The organism is Hydrogenophaga sp. FW305-3-2-15-A-LB1, from assembly GCF_058787875.1.
On sequence record NZ_JBYTAE010000153.1, the window covers coordinates 1 to 5488 of the forward strand.

Consider the following 5488-nt stretch of genomic DNA (forward strand, 5'->3'; position numbering starts at 1 on the left):
AATCTCGCGGTTCCCGCCGCCCCCTCTAGAAACACCGTTCCTGCGAGTCGATGCCATGACCACTTCCACCGCCCCCTCCCTCAGCCTGAGCCAGGCCCGTTTCAACATGATCGAGCAGCAGATCCGCCCCTGGGAGGTGCTCGACGCCCGGGTGCTCGCCCTGCTGGACCGCGTGCACCGCGAGCAGTTCGTGCCCGCCGCGCACCGGTCGCTGGCCTTCGCCGACATGGAACTGCCGCTGAACCACCCCGCGGTGGACGGCCAGGCGATGCTCGCGCCCAAGGTCGAGGCGCGCCTGCTGCAGGACCTCGCGCTCAAGCCCACCGACAAGGTGCTCGAAGTCGGCACCGGCAGCGGCCACATGGCGGCCCTGCTGGCCAGCTTGGCGCAGCGCGTGGTGAGCATCGAGATCGACGAGGCGCTGGCCCGCCTGGCGCGTGAGAACCTGCAGAAGGCCGGCATCACCAACGCCGAGGTGCGCTGCGCCGATGCCGCCGCCAAGGGCTTCGCGGCCTGCTCGGATGGCGCGCCGTTCGACGCCATCGTGCTCAGCGGCTCGGTCGCCGAGATCCCCTCGGCCCTGCTGGACCTGCTGGCCCCGGGCGGGCGCCTGGCCGCGATCGTCGGCTTCGAGCCCATGATGCGCGCGACCATCGTCACCCGCACCGGCGAGGCCGCCTTCCAGACCGCCCAGCCCTGGGACACCGTGGCCCCGCGCCTGCGCCACTTCCCGGAACCCTCGCGTTTCCGCTTCTGAGCCCGGAAACCTTCCCCCGCCCACGGACGCCGCCATGAACTCGATCACCCCCGCCCAACTGCCCGACTGGCTGAAGCAGGCCGCCGACCCCGCCGCACCGCAGGCTGCCCTGCCCGTCGTGCTGGACGTGCGCGAACCCTGGGAGCTGCAGACCGCTTCCGTGAAGCCCGAGGGCTTCGAGCTGCGCGCCATGCCCATGCGCACGGTGCCGGCGCGCCTGCTCGAACTCGACCGACACCAGCCCATCGCCGTGCTGTGCCACCACGGCGGCCGCAGCGCGCAGGTGGTGCAGTTCCTCGAAGGCAATGGTTTCACCCACGTCGTGAACATCGACGGCGGCATCCACGCCTGGTCGCAGCAGCGCGACCCCAGCGTGCCCGTCTACTGAAATGAAACGCCCCCTGCGCCGCTTCGCGGCTTCCCCCCTCCGTGGCGCGCCTTCGGCGCTTCGAGGGGGGACGGCATCTCGGGCCGGCAAAGCCGGACCCTGGACGCCCCTGGGGGGCTGCCTCTCTCACGAGTCTCTCAGCACCTCCGTCCCGCTCCAAGGAACACCGCATGAAAGCCGCTTCGTCCGCTCGCAAGTCGTCTGCCCACCACCCGCTGTTTCCGCGGGCGGTCATGCTGGTGCTGGGCGCGCTCGCCACCGGTGCCCAGGCGCAGAGCCTGGTGCAGCTGTACGAGGCCGCGCGCGGGTTCGACGCCACCTACCTGGCCGCGCGCTCGCAGTACGACGCGTCCCTGGCCCAGGCCGCGCAGGCCCGCGCCGGCCTGCTGCCGCAAGCCGGCCTGGCCGCCGCGGCGAGCTGGGCGCGGCGCGAGGTGAGCAACTACGGCGCGCTCGACGGCAACAGCAACAACCAGAGCGCCACGCTCTCGGCCAGCCAGCCGCTGTACCGCCCGGCCAACCGGATCACCAACGACCAGGCCGAGCTCAGCGTCGACATCGCCAAGGCCCGCCTCACCCTGGCCGAGCAGGACCTCATCGTGCGCACCTCGCAGGCCTACTTCGACGTGCTCGCGGCGCAGGACACGCTGGCCTTCGTGCAGGCGCAGAAGACCGCCGTGGCCGAGCAGCTGGCCGCGGCCAAGCGCAACTTCGAGGTCGGCACCACCACCATCACCGACTCGCGCGAGGCGCAGGCCCAGTACGACCTGGTGCTGGCGCGCGAAATCGCGGCCGAGAACGACCTGCGCGTGAAGAAGCTCGCACTCAACCAGCTGGTGGGCCGCCCCTCGGTGGAGCCGCGCCCGCTGGCCGCGCCCGTGACCCTGCCCGAGGTGGTGCCGGCCGACCCGCAGGCCTGGGTGGACCGCAACCCCGGCACGCACCCGACCATCCTGCAGGCCACGCGCAACCTGGAGATCGCCCAGCTCGAAACCAGCAAGGCCGAAGCCGGGCACAAGCCCACGCTGGACCTGGTCGGCCAGTACCAGGTGGCGCGCGGCCCCATGACAACCCTGCCGATCCCCGGCAACGTGCGCACCAACACCGCCAGCGTCGGCGTGCAGTTCAACCTGCCGCTGTTCGCCGGCTTCGCAGTCCAGAACCGGGTCAAGGAAACCCTGGCGCTGGAAGAAAAGGCGCGCTCCGACCTCGAAGCCGCGCGCCGGGGGGTGGACCTGTCCACGCGCAGCGCCTACCTGGGCGTGGTCTCGGGCCAGGGCCAGGTGCGCGCGCTGCAGGCCGCCGAAGCTTCCAGCCAGAGCGCGCTGGACGCCAACCGCCTGGGTTACCAGGTGGGCGTGCGCATCAACATCGACGTGCTCAACGCGCAGAGCCAGCTGTTCCAGACCAAGCGCGACCTGGCCCAGGCGCGCTACAACGTGCTGCTGAGCAGCCTGCGCCTGCGCCAGGCCAGCGGCGCCCTGCTGCCCGAAGACCTGCTGCCCATCGATTCCCTGCTCGCGAAGTGAGCTCCGCTACACTCGACCGCCAAGTTGGCGTCAGCCAGCCAACACCCGCAGAAGAGGAAGCCATGCAGACCGTCAACGTGTTGTGCATCAAATGGGGCAAGAAGTACGGCCCCGAGTACGTCAACAAACTCCACAGCATGGTGTCGCGGCACCTGCACCGGCCCTTCCGTTTCGTCTGCCTGACCGACGACGGTGAAGGCATCAACCCCGCCGTCGAGGTCAAGCCCATCCCCGCCGTGGGTTTCGACGAATTCGACCAGCGCAAGCCCTGGAGCTTCGGCCACGGCTGGCTCAAGCTCACCAGCTTCGCCGATCCGCTCTACGACCTCACCGGCCAGACGCTGTTCCTGGACCTGGACATCGTCATCGTCGACAGCCTGGACGAGCTCTTCGACCAGCCCGGCACCTTCATCGTCATCAAGGAATGGGACAAGAAGGACGGCACGGGCAACACCTCGTGTTACCTCTACACCATCGGCGCGCACACCGACGCCCTGGAGCACCTGAAGAACGGCTACCCGGAGTCGATCGCGGACGTGCGCAACGAGCAGGAGTACATCACCGGCTACCTCAACCGGCAGGGCAAGGTCAGCTACTGGCCCGAGGCCTGGTGCCGCAGCTTCAAGCGCCACTGCATGCGCCCGGGCATCCTGGGCTGGTTCTCGCCGCCCACCATCCCGCCCGGTGCCAAGATCATCGTGTTCCACGGCAAGCCCAACCCACCCGATGTCATTGCCGGCGTGAGCGGCAAGTGGTACCGGCGCGTGTTGCCCGCCCAATGGGTCGCCGACCATTGGCGCTGAGCAGCCCGGTTTCGCTGCCCCATCGGGCGTACCGACTGCTCAGCCGCGCCCTGGCCGCTCCCCTGCTGGGCTGGTTGTGGTGGCGTGGCCGGCGTGAGCCCGGCTACCGCCAGAACCTGCGGCAGCGCCTCGGTTTCATTCCCATCGACCCCGAGCAGCTCGGCTGCATCTGGATCCATGCGGCCTCGGTGGGCGAGGTGCAGGCCATGCAACCGCTGCTGCACGCCCTGCTCGAAGAATGGCCGGCGCACGCCGTGGTCGTCAGCACCCAGACCCCCACCGGTGCGCGCGCGCTGCAGACGCACTGGGGCGACCAGATCCGCCACGTCTACGCGCCCATCGACACGCCCGGTGCCGTCGCCCGCTTCCTGAACCGGCTGCAGCCCCGGCTGCTGATCCTCGTGGAGCGCGAGCTCTGGCCCGAATGGCTGCAGCAATGCCGGGCCAACGCGATCCCGGTTGCGCTCGTCAACGCGCGCCTCTCCGAAGGCTCGGCGCGCACCTACCGGCGATGGCCGGGCCTGATGCGGCCCGTCTGGCCACAGCTCACGGTGGCGGCCGCCGACACCACCAGCGCCGAGCGCCTGCGCGGGCTGGGTGTGCCCGAGCCGCGCCTGCACGACACCGGCAACCTGAAATTCGATGTCGCCGTGCCCGCCGCGCGCGTGGCGCTGGCGCCCGAACTGCAGGGGCGCACGCTGCTGGTGGCGGGCAGCACGCACGAAGGCGACGAGGCCGCCTGGCTGGCGATCTGGAGCGAGCTCTCGCCCGTCAACCCGAGCTGGCTGCTGGTGCTGGTACCGCGCCATCCCCAGCGCTTCGACGAGGTCGCGGCCCACGTGCAGCACAGCGGTCTGAGTTTCGTGCGGCGCAGCAGCGGGCAGGCGGTGGCGCCGGGCACGCAGGTGCTGCTGATCGACGCCATGGGCGAGCTCATGCACTGGTACCAGCACGCCTCGCTGTGTTTCGTGGGCGGCACGCTGGCGCCCGTGGGCGGGCACAACCCGCTGGAGCCCATGTCGGTCGGCCAGCCGGTGCTGTTCGGCCCTCACGTCCACAACGCGGCGCCGCTGTTCGAGGAGATCGCGCGCAGCGGCGCCGGCGAGCGCGTGCGCGACGCGCGCGAACTGGCGGCGGCGGTGCAGCGCTGGCTGATGCAACCCGAGACCTGGCAACGCCGCGCCCACGCCGCGCGCGAGCTGATCGCCCGCAACCAGGGCGCCTCGGCGCGCACGCTGGCCGTGGTGCGGCCGCTGTGGCGGCCCGCACACACCGGCAACGTCTCGCGCGTGCGGGCCTCGGTGGACGCAGGCCGCACCGCCTGGTTCGATCCGCACCACCTGAGCCAGGTCTCCGCGCGCACCTTCGACCCGATCGCCCATGTGGGCGGCACCGCCCTGGCCACCGGCAGCGGGCGCGGCCAGGCGCTGCTGGTCCACGAGGGCGGGCAAGGCTATGTGCTGCGCCACTACCGGCGCGGCGGCCTGATGGCCCGCCTGAGCCACGACCGCTTCTGGCGCGCCGCGCCGCACGACAGCCGCGCCATGCGCGAATTCACCCTGCTGCGCCTGATGCGCTCCTGGCAACTGCCGGTGCCCGAGCCGGTGGCCGCCAGCCACTGGCCCCGCGCGGGCCTGTTCTACGAAGCCGACATCCTCGTCGGCCTCATCCCGGGCAGCGCGAACGTGGTGCAACGGCTCCAGCAAAGGCCGCTCGCGCCAGCCGAATGGCAGGCCCTGGGCCGCGCGATCCGGCAACTGCATGAGCGGCAGGTGTTCCATGCCGACCTGAACGCCCACAATCTGCTGCTCGACCCGGCCGGCCAGGCCTGGATCGTGGATTTCGACAAATGCGGGGTTCGCACGGGCGGCGACTGGAAGCCGCGCAACCTGGAGCGTCTGCGGCGCTCGCTGCGCAAGGAAGCCACCCGCGTCGCCCCTTACCACTGGACCGAAGCCGACTGGGCCCCGCTGATGGCGGGCTACCAGGACCTCCCCGCTCCCCCATGACC

At 71.0% G+C, this 5488-nt stretch carries 5 protein-coding genes; all 5 read left to right on the forward strand.

Annotated elements, in window-relative coordinates:
• Nucleotides 1-55: 55 nt before the first annotated feature.
• Nucleotides 56-757 (forward strand): protein-L-isoaspartate O-methyltransferase family protein, encoded by a 702-nt coding sequence (locus AC3WPZ_RS27485; protein WP_382323658.1) that lies wholly within the window; start codon nt 56-58, stop codon nt 755-757.
• Between the two features lie 34 nt (nt 758-791).
• Nucleotides 792-1145 (forward strand): rhodanese-like domain-containing protein, encoded by a 354-nt coding sequence (locus AC3WPZ_RS27490; RefSeq protein ID WP_382159889.1) that lies wholly within the window; start codon nt 792-794, stop codon nt 1143-1145.
• A gap of 170 nt (nt 1146-1315) precedes the next feature.
• The gene (locus tag AC3WPZ_RS27495; RefSeq protein WP_492442510.1) at nt 1316-2674 is read left to right on the forward strand and encodes a TolC family outer membrane protein; all 1359 of its coding nucleotides are present in this window, start codon (nt 1316-1318) and stop codon (nt 2672-2674) included.
• Between the two features lie 62 nt (nt 2675-2736).
• Nucleotides 2737-3477, forward strand: a complete 741-nt coding sequence (locus tag AC3WPZ_RS27500; RefSeq protein ID WP_492442512.1) for a glycosyltransferase — start codon at nt 2737-2739, stop codon at nt 3475-3477.
• Complete coding sequence (locus tag AC3WPZ_RS27505; protein ID WP_492442514.1) at nt 3453-5486, forward strand: 3-deoxy-D-manno-octulosonic acid kinase; 2034 nt, start codon at nt 3453-3455, stop codon at nt 5484-5486. Before AC3WPZ_RS27500 ends, AC3WPZ_RS27505 begins: the two co-directional genes overlap by 25 nt.
• Nucleotides 5487-5488 lie beyond the last annotated feature (2 nt).